The 21107-nt window shown below is 72.2% G+C and carries 22 protein-coding genes and 2 tRNA genes; 11 read left to right on the top strand and 13 right to left on the bottom strand.

Annotated elements, in window-relative coordinates; all coding sequences use genetic code 11:
* The first annotated feature begins 98 nt into the window (after positions 1-98).
* From HBO46_RS13455 to HBO46_RS13430, 6 genes are all read left to right on the top strand, one after another.
* A complete protein-coding gene (locus HBO46_RS13455) occupies positions 99-1385 on the top strand; it encodes a deoxyguanosinetriphosphate triphosphohydrolase (RefSeq protein WP_191480155.1) in 1287 nt (428 codons plus the stop codon).
* A gap of 63 nt (positions 1386-1448) precedes the next feature.
* The gene (locus HBO46_RS13450; protein ID WP_224769051.1) at positions 1449-2363 is read left to right on the top strand and encodes a 2-hydroxyacid dehydrogenase; all 915 of its coding nucleotides are present in this window, start codon (positions 1449-1451) and stop codon (positions 2361-2363) included.
* 53 nt (positions 2364-2416) lie between these two features.
* Positions 2417-4312: a DNA primase gene (gene dnaG / locus HBO46_RS13445; protein ID WP_166140677.1), complete on the top strand. Its 1896-nt coding sequence runs from the start codon at positions 2417-2419 to the stop codon at positions 4310-4312.
* Entirely contained in the window at positions 4309-4839 is a 531-nt protein-coding gene (locus HBO46_RS13440; RefSeq protein ID WP_166140678.1) for a hypothetical protein, read from the top strand. Before dnaG ends, HBO46_RS13440 begins: the two co-directional genes overlap by 4 nt.
* 87 nt (positions 4840-4926) lie before the next feature.
* Positions 4927-4999: transfer RNA gene (locus HBO46_RS13435), tRNA-Asn, on the top strand.
* 284 nt (positions 5000-5283) lie between these two features.
* Positions 5284-5718 carry a hypothetical protein gene (locus HBO46_RS13430; RefSeq protein WP_166140679.1) on the top strand — a complete coding sequence of 145 codons (435 nt, stop codon included), beginning with the start codon at positions 5284-5286 and terminating at the stop codon, positions 5716-5718.
* Between the two features lie 24 nt (positions 5719-5742).
* Here HBO46_RS13430 and HBO46_RS13425 read toward each other — a convergent pair whose 3' ends face one another.
* Positions 5743-6558 (bottom strand): DUF72 domain-containing protein, encoded by an 816-nt coding sequence (locus HBO46_RS13425; RefSeq protein ID WP_166140680.1) that lies wholly within the window; start codon positions 6556-6558, stop codon positions 5743-5745.
* Positions 6559-6608: 50 nt separating this feature from the next.
* Here HBO46_RS13425 and HBO46_RS13420 point away from each other — a divergent pair, with 50 nt between their 5' ends.
* A complete protein-coding gene (locus HBO46_RS13420) occupies positions 6609-7691 on the top strand; it encodes a tocopherol cyclase family protein (protein ID WP_166140681.1) in 1083 nt (360 codons plus the stop codon).
* Positions 7692-7719: 28 nt separating this feature from the next.
* Here HBO46_RS13420 and HBO46_RS13415 read toward each other — a convergent pair whose 3' ends face one another.
* Complete coding sequence (locus tag HBO46_RS13415; RefSeq protein ID WP_166140682.1) at positions 7720-7968, bottom strand: hypothetical protein; 249 nt, start codon at positions 7966-7968, stop codon at positions 7720-7722.
* 112 nt (positions 7969-8080) lie between these two features.
* A tRNA-Ile gene (locus tag HBO46_RS13410) sits at positions 8081-8154 on the bottom strand.
* Positions 8155-8536: 382 nt separating this feature from the next.
* On the opposite strand from HBO46_RS13410, the gene HBO46_RS13405 reads away from it, so the two are divergent.
* Complete coding sequence (locus tag HBO46_RS13405) at positions 8537-9799, top strand: HNH endonuclease signature motif containing protein (protein ID WP_166140683.1); 1263 nt, start codon at positions 8537-8539, stop codon at positions 9797-9799.
* Between the two features lie 85 nt (positions 9800-9884).
* Positions 9885-10238 carry a hypothetical protein gene (locus HBO46_RS13400; RefSeq protein WP_191480154.1) on the top strand — a complete coding sequence of 118 codons (354 nt, stop codon included), beginning with the start codon at positions 9885-9887 and terminating at the stop codon, positions 10236-10238.
* A 64-nt stretch (positions 10239-10302) separates the two neighbouring features.
* Here HBO46_RS13400 and HBO46_RS13395 read toward each other — a convergent pair whose 3' ends face one another.
* The 7 genes from HBO46_RS13395 to HBO46_RS13365 all read right to left on the bottom strand — a co-directional run bounded on the left by HBO46_RS13395 (position 10303) and on the right by HBO46_RS13365 (position 16239).
* The gene (locus HBO46_RS13395) at positions 10303-10857 is read right to left on the bottom strand and encodes a nuclear transport factor 2 family protein (protein ID WP_166140685.1); all 555 of its coding nucleotides are present in this window, start codon (positions 10855-10857) and stop codon (positions 10303-10305) included.
* A complete protein-coding gene (locus HBO46_RS13390) occupies positions 10854-11132 on the bottom strand; it encodes a hypothetical protein (RefSeq protein WP_166140686.1) in 279 nt (92 codons plus the stop codon). Before HBO46_RS13390 ends, HBO46_RS13395 begins: the two co-directional genes overlap by 4 nt.
* Before the next feature lie 28 nt (positions 11133-11160).
* Complete coding sequence (locus HBO46_RS13385; RefSeq protein WP_191480153.1) at positions 11161-12078, bottom strand: VOC family protein; 918 nt, start codon at positions 12076-12078, stop codon at positions 11161-11163.
* Between the two features lie 34 nt (positions 12079-12112).
* Positions 12113-13294 (bottom strand): acyl-CoA dehydrogenase family protein, encoded by a 1182-nt coding sequence (locus HBO46_RS13380; RefSeq protein WP_166140687.1) that lies wholly within the window; start codon positions 13292-13294, stop codon positions 12113-12115.
* Between the two features lie 28 nt (positions 13295-13322).
* Positions 13323-14468: a Rieske 2Fe-2S domain-containing protein gene (locus HBO46_RS13375; protein ID WP_166140688.1), complete on the bottom strand. Its 1146-nt coding sequence runs from the start codon at positions 14466-14468 to the stop codon at positions 13323-13325.
* A gap of 212 nt (positions 14469-14680) precedes the next feature.
* On the bottom strand, positions 14681-15682 hold the full coding sequence (locus HBO46_RS13370) for an LLM class flavin-dependent oxidoreductase (protein WP_166140689.1): 1002 nt from the start codon (positions 15680-15682) through the stop codon (positions 14681-14683).
* On the bottom strand, positions 15679-16239 hold the full coding sequence (locus HBO46_RS13365; protein ID WP_166140690.1) for a flavin reductase family protein: 561 nt from the start codon (positions 16237-16239) through the stop codon (positions 15679-15681). Before HBO46_RS13365 ends, HBO46_RS13370 begins: the two co-directional genes overlap by 4 nt.
* Positions 16240-16417: 178 nt before the next feature.
* Between HBO46_RS13365 and HBO46_RS13360 the strand changes: the two genes are divergently transcribed.
* Positions 16418-17356, top strand: a complete 939-nt coding sequence (locus HBO46_RS13360; RefSeq protein WP_166140691.1) for an IclR family transcriptional regulator — start codon at positions 16418-16420, stop codon at positions 17354-17356.
* A gap of 72 nt (positions 17357-17428) precedes the next feature.
* On the opposite strand, the gene HBO46_RS13355 is transcribed toward HBO46_RS13360, so the two are convergent.
* The 3 genes from HBO46_RS13355 to HBO46_RS13345 all read right to left on the bottom strand — a co-directional run bounded on the left by HBO46_RS13355 (position 17429) and on the right by HBO46_RS13345 (position 19612).
* Positions 17429-17632, bottom strand: coding sequence for a hypothetical protein (locus tag HBO46_RS13355; protein ID WP_166140692.1), 204 nt, complete (start codon positions 17630-17632; stop codon positions 17429-17431).
* 75 nt (positions 17633-17707) lie between these two features.
* Complete coding sequence (locus HBO46_RS13350) at positions 17708-18091, bottom strand: Hpt domain-containing protein (protein ID WP_166140693.1); 384 nt, start codon at positions 18089-18091, stop codon at positions 17708-17710.
* A 108-nt stretch (positions 18092-18199) separates the two neighbouring features.
* The gene (locus HBO46_RS13345) at positions 18200-19612 is read right to left on the bottom strand and encodes a serine/threonine-protein kinase (protein ID WP_166140694.1); all 1413 of its coding nucleotides are present in this window, start codon (positions 19610-19612) and stop codon (positions 18200-18202) included.
* 135 nt (positions 19613-19747) lie between these two features.
* On the opposite strand from HBO46_RS13345, the gene tyrS reads away from it, so the two are divergent.
* Positions 19748-21016, top strand: coding sequence for a tyrosine--tRNA ligase (gene tyrS, locus HBO46_RS13340; protein WP_224769049.1), 1269 nt, complete (start codon positions 19748-19750; stop codon positions 21014-21016).
* Positions 21017-21107: the final 91 nt, after the last annotated feature.

The following is a 21107-nucleotide window of genomic DNA, read 5'->3' as shown; positions in this document are numbered from 1 at the left end:
TGATCACCGAGCGCCGCTGCCGCGTCCAACTCTGCGGGACCGGTCTCGACAGGCTCGGCCTCCGAGGCTGTCCCCGCGAGGGCCTACAGTCTGACGCAATGTCTCTCGACCCCCTCGCCCTGTACGACGCCGCGGACCGCGAACGTCTGGTGCCCGAACCCCCCAAGCGCGTCGACGCGCCCGCACGCACGCCGTTCGAGCGCGACCGGGCGCGGGTGGTGCACGCGGCCGCGTCGCGGCGCCTCGCCGGCAAGACCCAGGTGGTCGGGCCGCAGACCGACGACTTCGTGCGCAACCGGCTCACCCACAGCCTCGAGGTCGCGCAGGTGGCGCGCGACATCACCCGGGCGCTGGGCGGCCTGCCCGACATCGCCGAGACCGCTGCGCTCGCCCACGACCTGGGCCACCCGCCGTTCGGCCACAACGGCGAGCAGGTGCTCGCCGAGCTGAGCGAGGACTGCGGCGGGTTCGAGGGCAACGCCCAGACGCTGCGCCTGCTGACCCGCCTCGAGGCCAAGACCTTCGACGACACCGGTCGCTCGGTGGGGCTCAACCTCACCCGCGCGACCCTCGACGCCTGCACCAAGTACCCCTGGCGTCGACTCGCCGCGGGCGACCCGAGTGGCGTGCACGCCGACGGCACACCGCGCTTCGTGCGCAAGTTCGGCGTCTACGACGACGACCTCCCGGTCTTCGACTGGATGCGCCGCGGCGCGCCGCAGGGCACCCGCACCTGCGTGGAGGCGCAGGTGATGGACCTCGCCGACGACGTCGCCTACTCGGTCCACGACGTCGAGGACGGCGTGGTCGCGGACCGCGTCGACCTGACCAGCCTGGACCGGGCGGCGGTGTGGGAGACGGTGCGGGCCTGGTACGTCCCCGAGGCCGAGGACGCCGAGCTCGACGCGGTGCTCACGGGCCTGAGCGCCATCGACAGCTGGCCCACGGTGGCCTACGACGGCAGCCGGCGCGCGCAGGCGGCGTTGAAGAACCTCACCAGCGACCTGGTCGGCCGCTTCTGCGGTGCGGTCCAGCACGCGACGTTCACCGCGGGGGAGGGCCCCTTCGTGCGGCACCGCGCCGACCTGGTCGTGCCGCGCACGACGATGCTGGAGATCGCGGTGCTCAAGGGGATCGCCGCGCACTACGTCATGCAGGCCGAGGATCGGGTGCGGCTGATGGAGCGCCAGCGTGAGCTGATCATGGGCCTGGTGGCCAGGCTGGCGCACCGGGGACCCGACGAGCTCCAGCGCGCGTTCGTCGACGACTGGCACGCCGCGGCCGACGACGCCGCTCGGCTGCGGGTGGTCATCGACCAGGTCGCGTCGCTGACCGACGCGAGCGCGGTGGCGTGGCACGAGCGGCTGAGCGGACGCACCTCCTGAGCGTGGCCGGACCGGACCGGAACGCACGCCCCGCCGCCGGCGGTGACTGGCTAGGGTCCGGGTGTGACCGCACCCCTCGTCTGGCTGCCCTTCGACCCCGAGCTCCTCGGCGACCCGCCTGCGGGGCTGCGCTACGAGGTGGTCGACCCGACCGCCGAGGTCCCGGACTCGGTCGGTGACGTGGCGTTCTACGTCACGCCGTACCGGATGAGCCCCGACGTCGGGGACGTGCTGCCGCAGATGCGCAGCCTGGAGGTCGTGCAGACCCTCTCCGCGGGCGTGGACAACGTGCGCAGCCGGGTGCCGCAGGGCGTCACCCTGTGCAACGGTCGCGGGATCCACGACACCTCGACCGCCGAGCTCACGCTCACGCTGATCCTCTCCTCGCTGCGCGGCGTGCCGGAGTTCGTCCGGGCCCACGACCGGCACGAGTGGGCCTTCGAGTGGCGCCCCGCGCTGGCCGACAAGCGGGTGCTGCTGGTCGGACACGGTGCCATCGGCGAGGCGATCGAGGCCCGGCTGCTGCCCTTCGAGGTCGAGGTGGTCCGCGTCGCGCGGACCGCGCGCGAGGGCGTGCACGCCTTCACCGAGCTCCCCGAACTGGTGCCGGACGCCGACGTGGTGGTGCTGATCGTGCCGCTGACCGACGAGACCCGCGGCCTGGTCGACGCCGACTTCCTGGCCCGGATGAAGGACGGCGCGCTGCTGGTCAACGTGGCCCGCGGTGCGGTGGTGGTCACCGACGACCTGCTCGCCGAGCTGCGCTCCGGGCGGCTGCGGGCCGCCGTCGACGTCGCCGACGTCGAGCCGGTCCCGGCCGACAGTCCTCTGTGGGAGGTGCCGAACCTGCTGATCAGCCCGCACGTCGGCGGGGCGAGCAGCGCGATGTGGCCGCGTGCGCACCGGCTGGTGCGCGACCAGCTGCACCGCTTCGCGGCGGGGGAGCCGCTGGCCAACGTGATGACCGGGGACTACTGAGGGTTTCCACAGGTGCTGCCCGCGGCGCGGGGCGCGCCCCGTACGATCGGCGCGTGGCAGGCCGGATCCGCGAGGAGAGCATCAGCGAGGTGCGCGAGAAGGCGCGCATCGATGAGGTCGTCTCCTCCTACGTGACGCTTCGCAACGCTGGTGGTGGCTCGCAGAAGGGCCTGTGTCCCTTCCACGACGAGAAGTCCCCGTCGTTCCAGGTCACCCCGAGCCGGGGCTTCTACTTCTGCTTCGGCTGCCAGAAGGGCGGCGACGTCATCAACTTCCTCATGGAGGTCGAGGCGCTGTCCTTCGCGGAGTCCGTCGAGCGGCTCGCCGACAAGTTCGGCGTGCAGCTCAAGCGCGAGGAGGGCGACGAGCGAGTCGACCGACCGAAGGGGCCGCAGCGCAGCAAGCTGCTGGAGGCGCACCGCGTCGCCCAGGAGTTCTACGCCGAGCAGCTGCTCACCCCGGAGGCCCGGGTCGCGCGCCAGTTCCTCTCCGACCGCGGCTTCGACCAGGCGGCCGCCGAGACCTTCGGCGTCGGCTTCGCCCCGCGCGGCGGCGAGGACCTCTTCCGCCACCTGCGCGCCCGCGGGTTCAGCGAGGAGGAGCTGGTCGTCGGTGGCCTGGTCGCGCGCGGGCGCTCGCCGTACGACCGCTTCCGCGGCCGGCTGCTGTGGCCGATCCGGGAGGCCAGCGGGGAGACCATCGGGTTCGGCGCGCGCCGGATCTTCGACGACGACCGCATCGACGCCAAGTACCTCAACACCTCCGAGACGCCGATCTACAAGAAGAGCCACGTGCTCTACGGCCTCGACCTGGCCCGCAAGGAGATCGCCCGCACCACCCAGGCGGTGGTGGTGGAGGGCTACACCGACGTGATGGCCTGCCACCTCGCCGGCGTCGGCACCGCGGTCGCCACCTGCGGCACCGCCTTCGGCGACGACCACGCCAAGGTGCTGCGCCGCTTCCTGCACGACCACGAGGAGTTCCGCGGCGAGGTCATCTTCACCTTCGACGGCGACGCCGCCGGTCAGAAGGCCGCGCTGCGGGCCTTCCAGGGCGATCAGAACTTCGTCTCCCAGACCTACGTCGCGGTCGAGCCCGACGGCCTCGACCCGTGTGACTTGCGCCTGCAGAAGGGCGACGAGGCGGTGCGCGAGCTGGTCGCCAAGCGGACCCCGCTGTACCGCTTCGTGCTGAGCAACATCGTCAGCAAGTACGACCTGGACCGCGCCGACGGGCGCATCGACGCGCTGCGCGAGGGCGCCCGGCTGGTCTCGAGCGTCCGCGACCGCTCCAAGGTCGACGCGTTCGCCCGTGAGCTGGCCCAGATGATCGGCGTGGACCCCGACCAGGCGCGCGGCGAGGTGCAGCGCGCGGCCAAGCGGCCCGCGGACCTGCCGGGCCAGCGCCGGCAGCCGGTCCGGTCCGCGGCCGCCGAGGCGCCCGCCGCTCCGCCGCGACGCCGGCTGCCCGACCTGCGCGACCCGCGGTTCGGCCTCGAGCGCGAGACCCTCAAGCTCGTCGTGCAGCACCCGATGGCGATCGGGCGCACCACCTCCGAGGTCGGTCCCGAGGACTTCACCCACCCGACCTATCGCGGGGTGTGGGCGGTGGTGGCCGCCCAGGGTGGCCCGGCCGCCGGGTCCGGCGACACCGGCTGGGCCGCGCGGCTGCGCGACGCCGCCACCGAGCCCGACGTCTCCTCCGCGATCAGCGCGCTCGCCGTCGAGCCGCTGCTCACCGCGAAGGACCCGGACGCCGCCTACGTCGCGCTGCACGTCAACCGGCTGCTCGAGCTGACCGCGCTGCGCCGCATCGCCGAGGTCAAGTCGCGCCTGCAGCGCACCAACCCGGTCGAGCACCCGACCGAGTACAACAAGATGTTCGGCGAGCTCGCCGCCCTCGAGCAGCACCGGCGCGCGCTGCGCGACCGGATCATCGGGGCCGCATGATCGCCCGGCTGGCAGCCCTCGTGGGCCGGCGCGGCGGCGTGCCCGGCGGCGCGGACGTCGCGGTCGGCCCGGGGGAGCGCGTCCTCGCCGTGGCCACCTCGGGGCGGGGGCCGGTCGCCGGCACCCGCGACGCGCTGTACGTCCCGGCCACCGCGGGCCCCGTCGTACGACTGCCGTGGGAGCGGATCGAGGCGGCCGACTGGGACAGCGAGGCCGGCGTGCTGCGCGTGACCGAGCTCGGTCCCTGGGGCCAGGTGCGCCCGGTGCACGCGTTGGCGCTGGAGCAGCCGGGGCGGCTGCTGGAGCTCGTGCGCGAGCGGGTGACCGCGAGCATCGTCTTCCAGGTGCACGTCGTCGTGCGCGGCGACCGAGGCCTGCGCGTCGTGGCCCGCCGTGCGCCGTCGGGGGACCCGGAGATCACCTGGCTGGTGCACTACGACGCCGGGATCGACCCCGAGGAGCCCGCCGTACGCCGGGTGGCCGACGCCGCGCTGGCCCAGGCACGAGCCGAGATCGAGCCCGGCTGAGCGCCTGCCGGCTGCGGGCGGCCCGTCCCCGGGCCCCGAATTTCGCACCCGGCCCCGCAGTTGCTAGTGTTTCCCGCGCTGCACCGATCCCCTGTAGCTCAACTGGCAGAGCATTCGGCTGTTAACCGGAGGGTTGTTGGTTCGAGTCCAACCGGGGGAGCAGAGAGAGGCCCTGAACTGCGGAAACGCAGTTCAGGGCCTCTTGTCATGTGTCGAGGGGAGGCGCGACGCGGGTCTGCGCCTGGGCAGCTCCCACGCCTGCGTCGCGGGTTCCCGGCCGAGAAGTCCTGCTCGTCGGATATGCGGGCTCGGCACAGGGGCCGACCGGTCCCCGGGGAGGCGGGCGACCTTCATGGGGCCGCGATGCGCTTGGCGAGCTCGGGATTGACGCTCCCGATGAAGGGTGGAAGGTTCACTTCCACCCGAGAGATCGACGGTTACCCCATGACTCAGGCCCCGACCGCTGCTCCTGTGCAGAACGCCCGTCGGCGTCCTCCCGTCTGGGCGTATGCCTGGTGGGCAGCGACTGGTGCACTTCTGGGGTTCGGCGTCGCCGGCCTCCTGACGATCGGCATCTTCTTGCTTCCGGTGGCGATTGCGCTCGCAGTGGTCGGCGCGCTCTGGAAGCCTCTGAGCACTCACTCGGCCATCGCCCTCGTGGGCGGCCTGTCGGCAGCGCCCCTCTACCTCGCCTGGATCAACCGTTCGGGGCCGGGAACAGTGTGCGAGGCCCTCGCGGACGGCGCGACGAGCTGCGCGGACCGGTGGAGCCCGTGGCCCTTCGTCGCTGTCGCGGTGATCCTGCTCGCCGGGTCTTGCCTGGTGACGGTCCACATGCGGCGCTCCCGCGACCGACGACCGTCGAGTCCGGACTTCTGACTCTCGAGTCGAGAGTCCCTGCGGTCAGAGTCCGAGCAGCGCGCTGAGCGCGACGGCATCGTGCGGGGCGAAGCCCTTGGCGTCGTTGTCGAAGTAGACGTAGACGTCCTGCTCGCGCGCCCACTCGCGGCAGCGTGCCGCCCAGCCCTCGAGCGCCTCGGGGGAGTAGCCGCTGGTGTAGAGCTCGGTGTCGCCGTGCAGGCGCACGTAGACGACGTCGCTGGTGACCACCTCGGCCTTGGGGAAGCGGCCGGCGGTGTCGGCGACGACGCAGCCGATGTCGTGGCGGCGCATCAGCTCGAAGGACTCCTCGGTGCAGAACGACTCGCTGCGGAACTCCAGCACGTGCCGGATCGGGCGGACGTCCTCGGCGACGGTGAGGGCGCGGTCCTCGGGGACCTTCGCGTCGTGCTGGCGCGCTAGGACAGCGGCCTCCTCCGTGGTGCGGGGCAGCAGGGTGAAGAAGTGGTCGAGGCGCTCGGCGTCGAAGGGCAGCGTGGCGGGGAGCTGCCACAGCACCGGGCCGAGCTGGGGGCCGAGGCCGAGCACGCCGGAGGCGAAGAAGTTCGCCAGCGGGACCTCGACGTCGCGCAGCTTCTTCATGTGGGTGATGAACCGGCCGCCCTTGACCGCGAACTCGAAGTCGTCGGGGGTCTGCTCGCGCCACGCGGCGTACGACGTGGGGCGCTGGAGGGAGTAGAAGGAGCCGTTGATCTCCACCGAGCTCAGCCGACTGGCCGCGTGGGCGAGCTCGAGACGCTGCGGCAGGCCCTTCGGATAGAAGTCACCGCGCCACCCGGCGTAGGTCCACCCTGAGATGCCGACCCGGATCCGTCCCATGGCGGGACGGTAACCGCATGAGGAGCGGTCGAGACGGGCATGGTGCGGGCATGCCCGACCCCGACCTGGCTGTGAGCCCGCTGCCCGCCCGGGCCGCGCGACGGCTGCTGGCGCGCTACCGCGGCAGCGGGGCCGACCTGCCGTGGGGCGACCCGCTGCGGGCCCACGGGGTCGCGATGGAGGGCTACTTCTGGCGGTTCACCGACCCGCGCACCGGACGGGTCCTGATCGCGCTCAACGGCGTCAACCGGGCCGCTGACGGACACTGGGCCACCCTCGGGCTGGCGGCCCACCCGGGCGGTTTCCTGCGCACGCGCGTCCACCCCGACGCGGCGGCCCAGCCCGACGGGCTCGGTGCGCGCGCCGGGGAGGCGTTCCACGGCACGGTCGACGCGCTGCAGGTCGATCTGGGTCCCGACGCGCGCGTGGATGCCCGTCTGGTGGATGCGGTGTCGTGGCCGCGGCGCTCGTTCGGCGGGTCGAGCGTCTTCCAGGCGGTCCCGGCGCTCAACCAGTACTGGCACCCGTGGCTGCTCGGTGGGCGCGTCCACGGCACCGCGGTGCTCGGGGAGCAGACCTGGGACCTCGACGGCTGGACGGCGTACGGCGAGAAGAACTGGGGGCGGGGCGGGTTCCCGGACTCGTGGTGGTGGGGACAGGCGCAGGGCTTCGCCGAGGACGGCGTCTGCGTGGCCTTCGCCGGCGGCGAGGTCAGCGCCGGGCCGCTGCGGACCACGGTGACCGCGGTGGTCGTCCGGCTGCCCGACGGCCGGGTGCTGCGCCTGGGCGACCCGGTCGTCTCCCCGGTGCGGGCCGCGGTGTCCGACGAGCACTGGTCGCTGCGCGGCCGCAGCGCCCGTTGGAGCGTCGACATCGATGGCCGCGGCGACCTCGGGCGCGCGCACGTGCTGCCGGTGCCGCTGCCCGCCGAGCGGCGCAACGTGCCCGGCGCCATCGAGCACCTCGCGGGGCGGATGCGGGTGGTCGTACGCCACCGCGGACGCACGGTCTGGGCGGGGGAGTCACTGCTGGCCGCGCTGGAGCACGGTGGCATCGCGCGGGCGCGTGCGGAGGTGTTGCGTCGCGGCGGGTCCCCGGGTGACACCGACGCGGCCCCGGAGGTCCGGGACTAGCGAGCGGTTCTGCGGCGGCCTTGGAGGGTCAGCCGGTGGCGGCGACGTTGGAGTTGGCGTGGGCGATCTCGTCGCGCAGCCGGGGCAGCTCCTCGACCTCGCCGAGGTGGCTGAGGACCCGCTCGTCGGAGTCCGGCCGGGGCACGAGGAGATACGCGTGCCAGGTATCACCGACGCGACTCAGGAGCATCTGGTGCTCGCTCGGCACCGCGCCCCCGACGGGGAGCTGCGCCTCCGCCCCGTCCAGCGGGCCGCCGATGATCGGTGAGGTTTTCATCGGCGCGAACGTAACCCAATCGGATGGTTTCGCCGCGCTCGCGGAGGGTACGACGCGCGCCGGTCTAGGCCGCGCCGGGCGCCGAGGAAGTGCGGCGCCGCTTGCGTGCTCGTAGGGCGGGTGGGGCTCGAACCCACGACCCAAGGATTATGAGTCCTCTGCTCTAACCGACTGAGCTACCGCCCCGGGCGCCCTGCTGACGGCTGAGGGCATCCGCTCCCATCGCCGCGACGCTGGGCAGAGGTGACCCTACCGGTCGTGTGGACGGCGGGCTGATGGTGTCCGATGGCGGCGTGCGTCTGATGCTGGTGGGTGGTCGAGAGTGAGGGATCTGGACAGCCGATCGAGCTGCCCGACCGGGATGCAAACGTTTCCGATGTTGATCGACCTCGTTGGTCGAAACGGCTTCTCGCCCGCTCAGGGGAAGGAACGGATGGACCGCGGAACTCGACAGGAGTTGCCAGACCCCGGATTGCTGGCGCAAGTTCCTCGATATTGACCATGACCGCCTAGTCGAACACATGTACGATTGCCTCTAGGTGTAGATCCGACTTCTCGGGAGGCGTCGATGACCGATCCGGTCCATCCCTTCGTCGCCGGTGCCGAGCGCCTGGGTGTCGGTCTCGATGAGCTCGCGAAGCTGGATCCGACGTTTCTGTCGTTGACCGACAAGCGGGAAGCCCTGTTGCTGCTCGCGCGGGCCTGCTCGCGGGTGCAGGCGCTCGAGGCACGGGTGATGGCATGCGCGGACGACGTGGCCGATGCCGATGGGTTCCGTGACGTGGCGTCGTGGGTGGCGCAGCGCTCGCAGGTGTCAGGCGGGTCGGCCCGGCGGGCGCAGCGCCTCGGGGTGGCGTGCGAGCACCGCTGGCAGGTCCTGGGGCGGGCGCTGGTCGAGGGGCACGCGAGCGTCGACCAGGGGCACGTGATCGTCGCGGCGCTCGACGAGGTCAGGATTGCCGGCCGGGTGGTGGAGGCGACGGCGGAGGAGTGGGCCGACGTGCTGGCCCGCGCCGAGGCCTGCCTGGTGGAGCAGGCGGTGGACTTCGGTCCGCGCGCCTTGCAGCGGCTGGGGGAGCGGATCCTGGAGGTGGTGGCGCCGCAGTGGGTCGATGAGCTCGAGGAGCGCCGGTTGCGCGATGCCGAGCGGGCGGCGCGGCGGCGTACGACGTTGAAGGTGCAGGGCCTCGGCGACGGGACGGCGCTCATCAAGGGACGCGTGCCCGAGAGTGTCGCGTTGCGGCTGACGACGTTGTTGGAGTCGTTCACCAACCCGCGCCGAGCAGCCGAGGACAAGGCGGCGGACGATGGGCGCCGGGTTCCGTACGAGCGGCGACTGGGGGAGGCGTTCTGCTCCTTGTTGGAGTCCCTCGACCCGAACCGCCTTCCGCTGCACGGCGGGGATGCCACCACGCTCGTGATCACGATGGACCTCAAGACACTGGTCGAGGGCCTCGGCGCTGCCACGCTCGCGGACGGGTCGCGGATCACCGCCGGGGAGGCGCGACGGCTCGCGTGCACGGCCAAGCTTGTGCCCGCGGTGCTGGGGACTCGGTCGGTGCCGCTCGATCTCGGGCACGCGTCACGTCTGTTCAGCCCGGGTCAGAGAAAGGCCCTGGCTATCCGCGACCGGGAATGTCGGGCGCATGGCTGCACGATTCCCGCGACGTGGTGCGAGGCGCATCATGTGCGGCCGTGGTCGGCGGGTGGAAAGACCGATCTCGACAACGCGATGTTGTTCTGCGGCCACCATCATCATCTGATCCACGACGAGCGTTATCTGCACCAGCAATTGCCGAATGGTGACATCCGGTTCGCCCGGCGGACATAGACGGGACAATGACCCTATGACGGTGACCGATCTTCCTCCCGTCGGGGAAACAGCGCCTCGTGCGCGCCTCGACCGTCCGGTCCTCGTGGGCAACCTGGTCTCCGGCGCGCTGTGGCTGCTGATTCTCGCGCTGCTGGGTGCCTGGCCGCTGTCGCTCATCGGCGCGGCGTACGTCGCGGTGGCGAGCACGTTCCTGGCCCGGGTCTACGCCCGTGAGCGGCTCAGCCGGAAGCAGGAGGCGCTGGCCTGGGCGCTCCCGTGGTTCGGCGCGGTCGTGCTCTGGATCTTCCTGATCGCCTCCATCGGGGACGGCGTCGCGGCGCCGGCGTGGTTCCACGTGTGGCCCGGCTTCGTGGTCGGGACGCCGTGCTACCTGGCGTGGCAGCTCTCGGCCCTGGCCGTGCGGCAGTTCGTGTCGTGGCGCGAGACGCAGGCATGACAGTGGCCGGGCCGGTCCCGGAGGACCGACCCGGCCACTGACGTGCGGAGCGAGGGGAGCCTGATCAGCTGTCGCGGGACCAGAAGTCCCGCCACGTCTGCCACCGCTCCGGCAGGTCCGCCCGGCTGATGAACGGGTTGCCGGGGAAGTGGAACCGTCCTGGTGCGGCGAGCGGGCTCGCCGCGACGTCGGCGGCGTAGAACACGTGCGTGCTGCGGGACTTGAAGTACCACTGTCCGTCGCGGCGCTCGTAGCGGTCCCAGTACTGCATCGGCATCACGATCCACTCGCCGTCGACCTCGTGCTCGGGGCGGCAGTAGACCGTCCCGGTGGCGTGGTCGGCGTCGGTGAACTCGATGACGTGGTTGGCCACCAGGTGGAAGGTGATGCCGTAGGGGCGCAGCACCGGGTCGTACCACTCGGCCAGCGCCTCCCGGCCGACCCGGCCGTCGTGGGTCGTGACGTCCTCCACGAACAGCGCCGCCAGCCCCGTCACGTCCCGGCTGTCGAGGGCCTGGGCGTAGCGGTAGGCGAGCTGCCGGATCTGCTCGGTCGAGTCCAGCCGGTCGACCCGGGCGGCGAGGCCACCCGGGTCGACGGCACCGAGGCTGTCGCTCACTCGCCGCGTGTGACGGCGTCGAGCAGGTCCCGCGGCAGCGGCGCCGGCTCGGCGTACGTCGTCTCGGGGAGCTCGCCGGCCCGGTCGGCGGCGACGATGGACGCCCGCAGCTTCGCGCAGGTGGGGACGAGGGCGGTCCCGCCCGCACCGGTCGCGCTCTCGCGCAGCTCGGGGCAGTCGCCCGCGTCCTGCAACCACTGGACGCTGGTGTGGATCGGGCTGTACTTCTCCACCAGCACGCGGTTGCCGCAGCTGTGGCAGCTGATCTGCTTCACGGGTCCTCCGTTCGGCGGGTGCCGGCGCTCAACTGAACGCCGCGAGCGGCTCGGAGCCCGACCAGTCGTGGCCCCAGTAGCTGTCGGCGGTGATCTCCTCGGCCGTGTAGTGCGACTCGTCGACGAGCATGCCCTCGCAGCCGTACTCCACGTCCCAGCCGCCGGGGGCGCGGACGTAGAAGGAGATCATCTTGTCGTTGGTGTGTCGGCCGAGCGTGGACGACAGCGAGTAGCCGGCCTTGTTCGAGCGGTCCAGTGCCCGGCCCACGTCGTCGAGGGAGTCGACCTCGACCATGATGTGGATCAGGGCGGGGTCCTTCATCGCCGGCGCCGGGCACAGCGCGAGGCTGTGGTGGCGCTGGTTGACGCCGATGAAGCGGATCCGCTGGGTCGGGACACCGGGCGGGGTCTCGAGCTTCATCGCACCGCGCGGCAGGAAGCCGAGGGTGTCGAGGTAGAGCTTCTGCGACGCCTCGATGTCGGTGGTCGGCAGCACGACGTGCCCGAGGCCGACCCCGGAGGTGACGAAGCGGCTGCCGTGGCGCGTGACCAGCGGCGAGTGGTCGAGCACGGGGCCGAAGAAGATCTCGACCTGCAGGCCGGAGGGGTCGGTGAAGGCGAGGACCTCCTCGACGCGCCGCTCGTCGGCCTCCTCCGCGCTCAGGCGCTTCGGCGCGTAGCCGGCGTCGGCGAGCGTCTTCTCCACCCGCGCGAGGGCGAGGTGGTCGCGGACCTCCCAGCCCACGGTCCGCACGCCATCGGTGTCGCCGGGGCGCACCACGATGCGGGCGGCGCGCTCGTCCATCCGCAGGTACAGCGCGTCCGGGTCGGGGCCGCTGCCCTCGCCGAAGCTCAGCACGTCGAAGGCGAACTCCCGCCAGCGCTCCATGTCGGTCGAGGACACGGTCACGTACCCCAGGGCACGGATCTCTCGGATCTCGGTCATCTGGTGTCTCCTTCTGAATCGATGGGGTGGCGGGTCAGATCAGGGCGCGCAGGGCGCCCTGCGGCTCCAGGCCCATGTGCGTCAGCGCGTTGGCGTGGTACGTCGGGCCCGGGATGTTGATGGCGTGGTTGAGACCCGCGTGGGCGTCGCGCCAGAAGCGCTGGAGCGGCTGGTCCATCCGCATGGCGCTGCCGCCGGAGCGGGCGAAGATCCGGTCGACGGCGTCGACGGCGCGGTGCGCCGCCCGCACCTGGCTGAGTCGGCCGAGGGCGCGGGTCTCGAAGGGCACCTCGCGACCGGAGTCGACGATGTCCCAGAGCCGGTTGATGTTGCCGAGGATCTCGGCCCGCGCGGCGTGGATGTCGGCGGCCGCCTCACCCAGCGCGGACAGGGTGTAGGGGTCCTCCTTGACCACCGTGCCGTGCGCGTTGATGCGGTTGCGCTGGTAGCCCAGCGCCGTCTCGAGCGCGCCCTCGGCGATGCCGATGATCGCGGAGGTGATGCCGGCGGGGAACGTGCACGACCAGGGCATCTTGTAGAGCGTCTCGTCACGGCCCGCCTCGCGGACCGCCGAGCCGTCGATGACCTTGTCGCAGTCCATGACGCGGTACGCCGGCACGTAGGCGTCGCGGACGATGATGTCCTTCGAGCCGGTGCCGCGCAGACCCACCATGTTCCAGGAGTCCGGGACGATCTCGTAGTCGCTGCGCGGCAGGATCACGTGCATCATCTTCGGCGGGCTGAGCGGGGTGCCGTCCGCGCCGGCGAGCAGGCCGCCGAGGAAGATCCACTGGCAGTGGTCGGTGCCGGAGGAGAACTGCCAGCGACCCGAGAAGCGGAAGCCGTCCTCGCCCTCGGGGACCAGGACGCCGTTGGGCTGGTACGGCGAGGCGAGCCAGGTGTCCTGGTCCTCGCCCCACACCTCCTCCTGCACCCGCGGGTCGGCGAAGGCGAGTTGCCAGGGGTGGACGCCGACGATGCCCTGGACCCAGCCCGCGGAGCCGAAGATCTTGGCGGTCTCCATCACGGTCTCGGCGAACTCGGCCAGGTGGGTCTCCTGGCCGCCGTACTCCTTCGGCTGGAGCATCCGGATGGAGCCGGCGCTGCGCAGCAGGGCCGCGGTCTCGTCGGGGAGCCGGCACAGCTGCTCGGACTCCTCGGCCTGCTCGCGCAGCTTGTCGGCGTGGTCGATCATCTGACGACTGATGTCGTTCATCGGGGGTGTTCCTTCTCGTGGGTGGGGCTCAGGCGCCGGTGGTGGCGGTGGACGAGGACTCGACGCGGCTCTCGGCCTCCCAGGTCTCGACCGCGTAGTCGCAGTCGACCTCGAACTCGAAGCGCTTGGTCATGTCCGGCGTGACGTCCTCGACGTCGACGTAGAACTGCTCGTACCAGCGGCGCAGCTGGTAGACCGGCCCGTCCTCCTCGGTGAGGAGCGGGTTCTCGATGCGGGTCTTGTGCTTCCAGACCTCGACGTCCTGGAGGAACTGCACCTCGAGGCCGTCGACGAAGGTCTGGCCCATCGCCTGGGCGTCCTCGTCAGACACGCCCGGCAGCTTCTCCACGATGATCCCGTACTGGAGCAGGAAGGAGTTGTCGCTGATCGGGTAGTGGCAGTTGACCAGCTTGGCCTCGATGACCTGGTCGTCGGCCTCGGTCCAGATCGTGTCGAGCATGAACGAGGGGCCGAAGTAGCTGGCCTCGGAGCGGGTCACCGCGTCCGGCAGGTCCATCTGCACGCCGGTCTTGATGTCCTCGCGGCCGGTGGAGTTCATGTACTGGCTGGCCACGTGGCCCTCGAAGACGTTCTTGAAGTAGCGCGGGATCTGGTAGTGCACGTAGAAGAAGTGCGCCATGTCCACGACGTTGTCGACGATCTCGCGGCAGTGCGCGCCCTCGACCAGGTAGGACTTCCACGACCAGGCGGTCCACTTGCCGCTGTCGTACTCGGGGATCTCGGGGATCGTGACGTCCGCCGGCGGCGGGTTGCCCTGCGGGTCGTTCCAGCAGAAGAGCAGACCGTTCTGCTCCATGGTGATCCAGCGCAGCGTGCGGGCACGGAGCGGCGTACGGCGGGCGTAGGGGACCTTGGTGCAGCGGCCCTCGCCGTTCCAGCGCCAGTCGTGGAAGGGGCAGGCGATCTCGTTGCCCTTGATCTCGCCGTGGGCGAGGTTGCCGCCCATGTGCCGGCAGAACGCGTCGAGCATGCTGATCTCGCCGTTCTCGCCGGCGAACACGACGGCCGTCTGGCCGAAGATCTTGAGCTCGTGGGGCTTGCCGTCGCGGAAGTCGTCCGCCAGCCCGAGGCAGTGCCATCCGCGGGCGAAGCGGGAGTAGCCGTCGCCGGAGTCGATGAACCGGATCTCGTCGGTGGGGGCGGTGACGCTCATGCCTACCTCCTGGGTAGTGGTGCGGGGTCGAAAAGTGGGGGGTGAAGACAGGGGTGACGACAGGGGGGAACGGGGGATGACGAAGGGGACGGCGCGGGCAGCCCGAGACGCCCGTGCGGAGGCACACGATCCGTGACGCCCGTCACCCGGCTCCAATGGCGCTCCCGCAAATCGGGAGTCGCCGCCAGGCCGGCCCGGGAGAGGGCGGGCGTTCAGGCCGGGAGGCGGGGGTCGGCGGCGCGTACCGCGGGCGCCACGGACCCGAGCAGCAGCGCCAGGTGCTCGGTCACGATGTCGTCGGGCATGCCGGCGACGCTGGCCCAGCAGTAGACGTGGCGTGCCGGGATCCCGGCCGTACGCCGCCGGATGGTCGCCACTGCCTCCGGCGGCGTGAGGACGCTGAGGCCCGGGATCCGGCCCGGTCCGCGGGTGTCGGCGGCCACCTCCTCGACCGTGAGGTCCCGGTGGGTGCCGCGCGGCCCGGCCGCCATCCGGCGGTAGGAGTTCAGCTGGTGCACGAAGTGCGGGAGCACCCGGGCGAGCGTCCGCTCGGGGTCCTCGGCCACGACGAGGTCGAGCAGCCCGCCCATGCGCGCGGTCGACGGGTCGTGCCCGCCCTCGGCCAGCCCGGCGGCGTACGGCTCCAGCAGGCGGCGGTCCAGCGAGAGCAGGCCGGTGCCCATCCGGCCGGCGCGGCGCGCGCCCTGGGGGCCCTGGTAGCCCAGCCAGATCGGCGGCGGTTGCTGCACCGGCCCGGGGCTCACCACGCCGAGCAGCCGGCGGACCTCCCGGACCGCGTCGTCGGTGAGGCGGTAGCGCTCGGCGAGGTCGCGGCCGAACGCGGCGTACTCGTGCTCGACGAAGCCCGCGCCGATGCCGAGCTCGAGGCGCCCGGCCGAGATCAGGTCGACGATCGCGGCCTCCTCGGCGAGGTGGCGGGGGTGGCGCAGTGCCGCCAGCACGACCGCGGTGCCGATCCGCATCCGCGAGGTGCGGGCAGCGGCGGCCGCGGCGAAGGTGAGGGGCTGGGAGAGGTAGCCGTCGTCGGTGTCGTGGTGCTCGGTGAACCAGACCGCATCGGCGCCCTGGTGCTCGGCCTCGGCGATCAGGTCCAGCTGGCGACCGTAGAACTCCGGCCACGGACGGCGCCAGCGCTCGGGGTTGCGCAGGTCGAGGAACAGCCCGATCCCGGGTGTCTGCTTGGGATCGGTCATCGAGCGGCGGCCGTCGGTGCGCTCGGGCGGAAGGCACCGCGGAAGAAGACCATCGGGTCGGCCTGGCCCACCCACTCCAGCTCGTCGACCGCGCCGATCACGACGTCGTGGTCACCGGCGCGGTGCACGGCGTCGATCTCGCAGTGCACCCGCGCGAGCACCCCGGGCAGGCTCGGGGTGCCCCAGCGCGACGGCGTCCAGTCCAGGCCCTCGAAGCGACGGCCGGTGCGCGAGCCGAAGCGGGCGCACAGGTCCTCCTGCTCCTCGGCCAGCACGTTGACGCTGAACCGGCCGCCGCGTCGGATGCGGGGCCACGTCGTGCCGCCGACGCCGGCGCAGAACAGCACCAACGGCGGCTCGAGGGAGACGGAGGCGAAGGACTGGCAGGCGAAGCCGACCGGCTCGCCGTCGTCGGTGCCGGTCACGACGGTGACGCCGCTGGCGAACTGACCCATCACCCGGCGCATCTCGCTCGGGGAGGGCCTGGTCGTGCCGGCGGGGAAGGGTGCCGTGGCCGGGGAGAGACCGGTCCCCGGCTCGCTCACGTCGATGCTCATCGCGCTGTCCTCCAAAGATCAGGTGGGGCCGAAGGCGCCACGCGGAGACGCACGCTAGGACCAGGTCGACGGCCCCACGAGCACGCGACTCCCGCTGATCGGGAGCGCTGGATCGGTCGGCGATGTGACGGACGTCAAACTGGGAATGCCGCCTGCGACGACCCCCTCGGAGACCTTCATGCCCGCTGCCCGCACCCCCTCGGCGAGCGCCCCGAGCGACACGATGATCGTGCGGATGACGCGGGTGCTCGAGAGCTTCGACCGCTGGGGCACGCGCCTGTCGTTGGAGGAGATCGGCACCCGCGCCCGGCTGCCGCGCTCGAGCTGCCACCGGATCCTCGAGCAGCTCGTGCAGCTGGGGTGGGTACGCCGTCACACGACCGGCTACTCCCTCGGGCACCGGGCCAGCCGCATCGGCTCCCGAGGCCCGAGCCGCGACCAGGTCCGGGAGGCGGCGGCCCCGGTGCTGCTCGACCTACAGGTGCGTACCGGCCTGGTCGTGCACCTGTGCATGCTCGAAGGGCCCGAGGTCGTGTTCCTCGACAAGATCGGCGGTTCCTTCGCGCTGTCGCTGCCCTCGGACGTCGGCAGCCGGTGGTGGGTCACCAACGCGACGATCGGCAAGACGATCCTGGCCTGGCTCCCGCCCGAGGAGGTCGACGCGCTGCTCGGCGAGTGCGCCGCCCCCGGCGGTGTCGACGGCGACGATCCCGCGCTGCTGCACGCGGAGCTCGCCGAGATCCGGCGCCGCGGCGTCGGGTACGAGCGGGGCCTGGGGATGCCGGGCGTCGGAGGCGCGACCGCGCCGATCCTGACCGCCGAGGGCCCGGTCGCCGCGCTGTCGGCGGTGGGGCCGCTGGACCGCGTGGACTTCGCGCGGATCACGCCGATGGTGCGCCACGCGGGCCGGCAGACCTCCGAGGCGCTCCAGGCGCGGATCAGCGCCGAGCAGGCGAGGCAGGAGCCGGCACTCGACCCCATCCCGTACCGCAAGCTCGGTTCGACCGAGGGGTGGCTGGGTGGGCGTCCGGTCGGTCGGTGCTGCGGCAAGCAGCAGGTCTGCGATCGGCTCTGGGGCGACAACAGGCTCACGCGCCCCCAGGAGCCCTGCGCCTGAGGGGACGGCCGGTGCCGGCCGCCCGTTCCCGGGTGCGGGCCCCCGACCCGTGGGTCGGGGGCCCGGCCGGGGTTACTTCGACGGCTCGGGAAGGGTGCAGTCGACCTTGGGGTTGACACCGGCGTAGTTCAGCGGGCCGGAGACCACGGTGAGCAGCGTGTCACCGGCGCTGGTGCAGCTGACATCCCGGTCGTCACCGAAGTAACCGCGTTGCCAGGCGGCCAGGGCCCCGATCGCCAGCCAGGCGAGCACGATCAGGGTCACGATGGTCTTCATGCGTTCCTCCTCCGCGGCGCCTCGGGCAGGCGCTCGTCAGCGCCAGTACCCATCCGGGCGCCGCGGCGGCGCGACTCAGGAGGGCGAGGCCTGGTAGGAGGCCTGGAAGGCGAGCAGATCCCCGCGCCCGCGCGCCAGGGCCCGGTCGAGGTCGTCGAGCAGCGCAGCGGCGCCCTCGGTGGTGCCCTCGCCGGCCAGCAGCTCCAGGCGCCGCGCCGCGGCGCCGACGTAGTTGAGCCCGAGGTTGAGAGCGTTGCCCACCATCTTGTGGGTGACCGCCCTGAGCTCCTCGTGGTCACCGCGCAGCGCGGCCTCGCGGGCCGTGGCGCCGACGGTGGAGGCGTTCGAGACGAAGTTGCCGATGGCACGGTCGAGGTACGACGTGTCGTCGGGGTCGAGGTCGCGCAGCATCGCGAGGCGCTCGAGGTCGAGGTCGTCCTCGGGGGTGGAGTCGGACACGGTTTTCCTCCTGGGGGAGAGGGAGATCAGATGGGGGGAGTCGAACCACGGTGGCCCAGCGTCGAGCGGCACCTGCCCGGCAGCGCCGGGCCCGGCCACCCTAGGGCGTCACCCCGGGTTCGGCTCGCCCGCGATCAGCAGGCGCGACCCGTCCTGGACCAGCTGGAGCCGCACGCTCTCGGTCCGGCTGGTGCCGTTCTCCAGGTCGTAGGTGTAGGTGTAGCCGACCGTCATGGAGTCGGGGTCGGCCTCGGTCACCTCGATGTCGCGCACGGCGGCGACGCTGCCCCAGAACCCGTCGTACCCCTCGCGCCAGCCGCTCTCCTCCTGGAACGCCGGGGTGAGCATGTCGTAGCCGGCGGCCGGGTCGCTGGCCGCGCGCTGGAGGTAGTCGGTGGCGAACGCCCGCAGGTCCTGCTCGGTCGGCTTCGCCGGCTCGGGGGACGGAGCGGGGGCCGCAGCGTCCCCACGGGAGGCGCCGGAAGTCGTGTCGCCGCGGTCGACCAGGATGGCGACGCCGACGACGGCCAGCAGCGTGAGGACCGCGAGCCCGAGCAGCGCCGGGACCAGGCGGCCGGGCCGCCGATGTGCCCGACCGGCGACCGGCGCAGGGGCCGGCGGGCCTGGGCGGCGGGGGCGGCGCGGGCCGCGGACGGACGGGACCGCCCGGGTCGCCTCGCCATGAGGGTCGGCATGCCCGGTGCGGGGCAACGGGGTCGGCGCCGGCGCTCCGGGGCCGGCGGCCAGGAAGTCGCGGACCTGCGACATCGTCCAGCGCGCGGCCGGATCGAGCTCCATGGTGTTGCGCAGCAGCGGCCCGAGCCAGCCCGCGTCGTCGAGCCGCGGCGGCTCCTCGTGCACGATGCGGTACAGCGCGCCGAGCAGGTTGTCGCCCACGTCGTACGGCGGGTGCCCGGCGAGGGCGTGGAACAGCGTGGCGCCCAGGGACCAGACGTCGCTGGCGGCGGTGGCGGGCTGTCCGGAGGCCACCTCGGGCGCCAGGTAGGCGGGGGACCCGGTCACCAGGCCGGTGCGGGTCAGGGTCAGGTCGGTGCCGCCGCGCGCGATGCCGAAGTCGGTCAGCTTCACCTGGCCATCCGGCGTGACCAGGATGTTCGACGGCTTGACGTCGCGGTGCACGATCCCGGCCTCGTGCGCGGCCGCGAGCCCCTCGGCCGCCTGGCTGAGCAGGCTGGCGGCCTGGTCGGGGGAGAGCGGGCCGGAGGAGCGCACCAGCTGGGAGAGCGTCGAGCCGGCGACGTACTCCATCACCAGCCACTGGTCATCGCCCTCGCCGAGCAGGTCGAAGACGGCGACGACGTGGGGGTGGTTGAGACGCGCGGCCAGCCGCGCCTCGCGTCCGGCGCGCTCGAGGGCGACGGACGGATCGTCGTGGCCCGGAGCAGGTCCGATGCGCTTCAACGCGACCTCACGTCCGAGGACCTCGTCCCGACCGAGCCACACGGCACCCATGCCGCCCCGGCCGATCTCGCGCACGAGCGAGTACCTGCCTGCGATCACCAGCTGTCCCTCCCACCCGGTCCGTCCGGGCCCGTCGAGCCACTGTAGACGTCTCGTGGGAGCGCGCCCGGATGGCTGGGGGATGGAGAGATGAGGCAGGCTGTGGGGAGCAACGACGATCCAGGAAGGCCTCCCGTGCCCATCGACACCACCCTTCTCGACGACCTCGAGTGGCGCGGCCTCGTCGCCCACTCGACGGACCGCGACGCGCTGAGCGAGGCGCTCGCAACGGGCAGCGTGCGCTACTACGTGGGCTTCGACCCGACCGCGCCGAGTCTCCACATGGGCAACCTGCTCCAGATCGTCACCGCGATGCGTCTGCAGCGCGCCGGGCACACGCCGTACGTCCTGGTGGGCGGCGCGACCGGTCTGATCGGCGACCCGCGCGACTCCGGTGAGCGCACCTTGAACTCCCTGGACACCGTCAACGACTGGGTACGCCGGGTCCGCGGCCAGATCGAGCCGTTCCTGTCCTTCGAGGGCGACAACGGCGCCACGATGGTGAACAACTACGACTGGACCGCGAGCCTGTCGACGATCGACTTCCTGCGCGACATCGGCAAGCACTTCCCGGTCAACCGGATGCTGGCGCGCGACGTGGTCAAGCGACGCCTCGAGGACGGCATCAGCTACACCGAGTTCAGCTACGTGCTGCTGCAGTCGATGGACTTCCTCAACCTCTACCGCGACCACGGGGTGACGCTCCAGTTCGGCGGCTCCGACCAGTGGGGCAACCTCACCGGCGGCGTCGAGCTGATCCGGCGCGCCGACGGCGGGCGGGCGCACGCCTTCGCGACCCCGTTGATCACCAAGGCCGACGGCACGAAGTACGGCAAGACCGAGGGCGGCGCGCTCTGGCTCGACCCCGAGATGATGTCGCCGTACTCCTTCTTCCAGTTCTGGCTCAACGTCGAGGACGAGAAGGTCATCGAGCTGCTGAAGGCGTTCACCTTCCTCTCGCGCGCGGAGATAGAGGAGCTCGAGGCGACCCACGCCGAGAAGCCGTTCCTGCGCGCCGCTCACAAGGCGCTCGCCGAGCAGGTGACGACGCTCGTGCACGGCGCCGAGGAGACCGAGCGGATCAAGGCCGCCTCCGCGGCGCTGTTCGGCGGCGGCGAGCTGGCCGGCCTCGGCGGGGAGACCCTGGGCGCGGCACTCCGCGAGGCGGGCGCGATCACCGTGGACGGCGACCCGCTCCCGAGCGTGGTGGACCTGCTGGTCGAGACCGGCCTGGCGAAGAGCAAGGGCGAGGCGCGGCGCACCATCGGCGAGGGCGGCGCCTACGTCAACAACGTCCGGGTCGAGGACACCGACGCGGTCCCGGCACGCGCCGATCTGATCGATGGCGCATGGCTCGTGCTGCGACGGGGCAAGAAGAAGTTCGCCGGCGTCGAGGTCCGCTGACCTACCGGCCACCGGGCGCCCGAGGGCGTCCCCCCGAGGGGTGGTCGGCGTCACGCCGCCCCGAGTTGTGCGCTCGCGGACCCGGAACGTA

This window comes from Nocardioides ochotonae (genome assembly GCF_011420305.2).
GTDB classification, from domain to species: Bacteria; Actinomycetota; Actinomycetes; order Propionibacteriales; family Nocardioidaceae; genus Nocardioides; species Nocardioides ochotonae.
The sequence above is the reverse complement of the archived record's forward strand: the minus strand, read 5'-3'. Positions and strand labels throughout refer to the sequence as shown.